2 protein-coding genes and 1 pseudogene are annotated in these 2,183 nt (G+C 66.2%); all 3 read left to right on the plus strand.

From position 1 onward, the window contains the following. Positions 1-169 precede the first annotated feature (169 nt). Positions 170-1,249, plus strand: a complete 1,080-nt coding sequence (locus tag ACFUJR_RS39140) for a tyrosine-type recombinase/integrase (RefSeq protein ID WP_381745692.1) — start codon at positions 170-172, stop codon at positions 1,247-1,249. 4 nt (positions 1,250-1,253) lie between these two features. Continuing rightward, the gene (locus ACFUJR_RS39145; protein WP_014153419.1) at positions 1,254-1,580 is read left to right on the plus strand and encodes a helix-turn-helix transcriptional regulator; all 327 of its coding nucleotides are present in this window, start codon (positions 1,254-1,256) and stop codon (positions 1,578-1,580) included. Positions 1,581-1,768: 188 nt separating this feature from the next. Continuing rightward, positions 1,769-2,183: pseudogene (locus ACFUJR_RS39150) on the plus strand (hypothetical protein); the annotation flags it as partial.

Here is a 2,183-nt window from a genome sequence, read left to right on the forward strand (position 1 = left end):
ATGTCTCTACTCCCGCGGGTTCGATTTCTGCGGGCACGTTGTTGTGACCTGCAGGTGCAGGTCGGCGGGGGTTCACTCGACGGGATGAAGAATCCGTCGTTCCGTCGAGATTCCTGAAGCCTCGGCTGTATCTCTGACGCATGCGCCAGTTCTGTGAACCGAGCAGCCGATGACCCTTGCTGTCGTCCGTAATCTGGCCTCGGCCCGAGCCCTGCGCACGGCCGAGGAGGTCGAGGTCTTCGAGCAGGAGATCGTCGACCAGTACGCGTTGGCGATGGCGTCCGCTGGCCTGACCGATGGCTACATCGGGAGTAGCCGGACGGTGGTGATCGACTTCGCACGAACCCTGTCGGGCCCTTTGTGGACGGCTACCTGCGACGACGCGGATCGGTTCCTGGCGGGCCTCCGGCGGCTGGGCAACACCGCCAACACACGTGCTGGCAAGGCCGGCACGGTGGCGCAGTTCTTCGACTTCGTGATCAGCCGCTACCAGGGCGACATCCATGCGCTGACGGGATACGTCGTCGAGCAACCGGTTGACGAGTACAACCGGCCTCCGGGCCAGGCGGCGGGGGAGCTGCGCATCCCTCCGTCCGACACCGAGGTCGATGTGCTCTTCCGCCAGTGGCGCGCGAGCATTCCCGAGGCGCGTAAGTACCTTCCCGCGGCGCGGAACTACTTTGCCGCCTCGCTCTGGCGACGCCTGGGCCTGCGGATCAACGAGACGGTCATGCTCGACATCCGCGACTGGCGCCCCGATCTCGGAGAATTTGGGAAGCTGCATGTCCGGTTCGGCAAGGGCAGCAGAGGCCGCGGTCCCAAGCCCCGGCTGGTCCCCGCCATCAACGGCGCGGACCAGCTGATCGACTGGTGGCTGGCCGAAGTCCGCCACCAGTTCGGAGCTGACTGGTCGAACGCGGACGCGCCGATGCTGCCCAGCGAGCGCCACGACGAGCTGCTTAACCGGTGTGCGCGGGTTGGCGACGATGCCCTGCGTCAGGCCCTGAAGGCCCAGACGAAGCTGTGGCTGCCTGCATGGGCCGGCCAGCTGACTCCCCACGTTCTTCGGCACTACTGCGCCTCCTCTCTGTATGGCGACGGGATGGACCTCAAGGCGCTTCAGGAATTGCTCGGGCACGAATGGCTGTCCACCACGACCCGCTACATCCACGTGCGCAGCGAGCACATCGAACGGGCGTGGACCCAGGCCAACCAGCGGCTCGAAGCTCGCTTCGGAATGGAGGTGTGATCTCGTGCGCTGGAATCTGCGGATGAAGGCAGCCGAGCACGGCATCTGGAAGTCCACGGACATGCGCCGCCAACTCGCGGCGGCTGGGCTGGAGATCAGCGCGGGGAAAATGTCCGCGCTGTGGACCGGCACTCCTACCACGATCCGCCTCGATGACCTGGACGTGATCTGCTCGGTTCTCGACTGCGACCCCACCGCTCTGCTGATCAGAGAGCCCGACAAGGTCGCTGCACGCCGTCCCGAGCAGCAGCAGGCAGCGTCCGCCACGTCGGACACTTCCGTGGTGGTCACGCCACGGTTCGGACGTCCCCGATCGGAACCGCCCCTGTGAGCACTCCGCCGCCCTCCAAGTGCGCGATCTGCCAGGTTCACCGCGTTGCGTGGACCAAGCCGCGGATGGATTTCTGTTACGAGTGCCTTCCCGGAGGGCCCGTCGTGCCGCCTCCGTGCCGAAGCTGCGGGGCCCGCGACCGATACTTCAGCCAGGGCCAGTGCGACTCGTGCCACCCAGGCGCCCCGATGCATCCCGGGGCGTGCCGCAGCTGCCTGGCTTGGGGTGTCCATCGCGCCCATAGCTGGTACTGCTGGAGCTGTCGCTGGTGGGCAACCCACTATCCGATGGCCGAATGCATGGTGTGCGGCTTCCACACGACGATCGGCGACGCCGGAATGTGCCGCCTGTGCAGCGTGGAAGGACGCCGCGTGAAGGAACCCGGCCGGGCGGTCGACCTCGCAGCGGTAAGCCGCAACGGCCAACAGCTCTACCTGGCCAACCTGCACCACACCTACGTGCCGCGTGGCAAGCGACACCGCTCGCTTGATGAACCGGCAGTCGTCAAGCCACCCCAACACCGCCTCGGCGTAGCTGAGTTCACTCCAGTGAAGTGGAGACAGCTGCTGCTTTTCCGCATGCCACCGAACCAGGGAGCCCTGA

It is taken from the genome of Streptomyces sp. NPDC057271, assembly GCF_042668715.1.
GTDB lineage: Bacteria > Actinomycetota > Actinomycetes > Streptomycetales > Streptomycetaceae > Streptomyces.

Coding starts and splice junctions, on each gene's coding strand:
- ACFUJR_RS39140 (WP_381745692.1), top strand. CDS start 170: ATGACCCTTGCTGTCGTCCGTAATCTGGCCTCGGCCCGAGCCCTGCGC.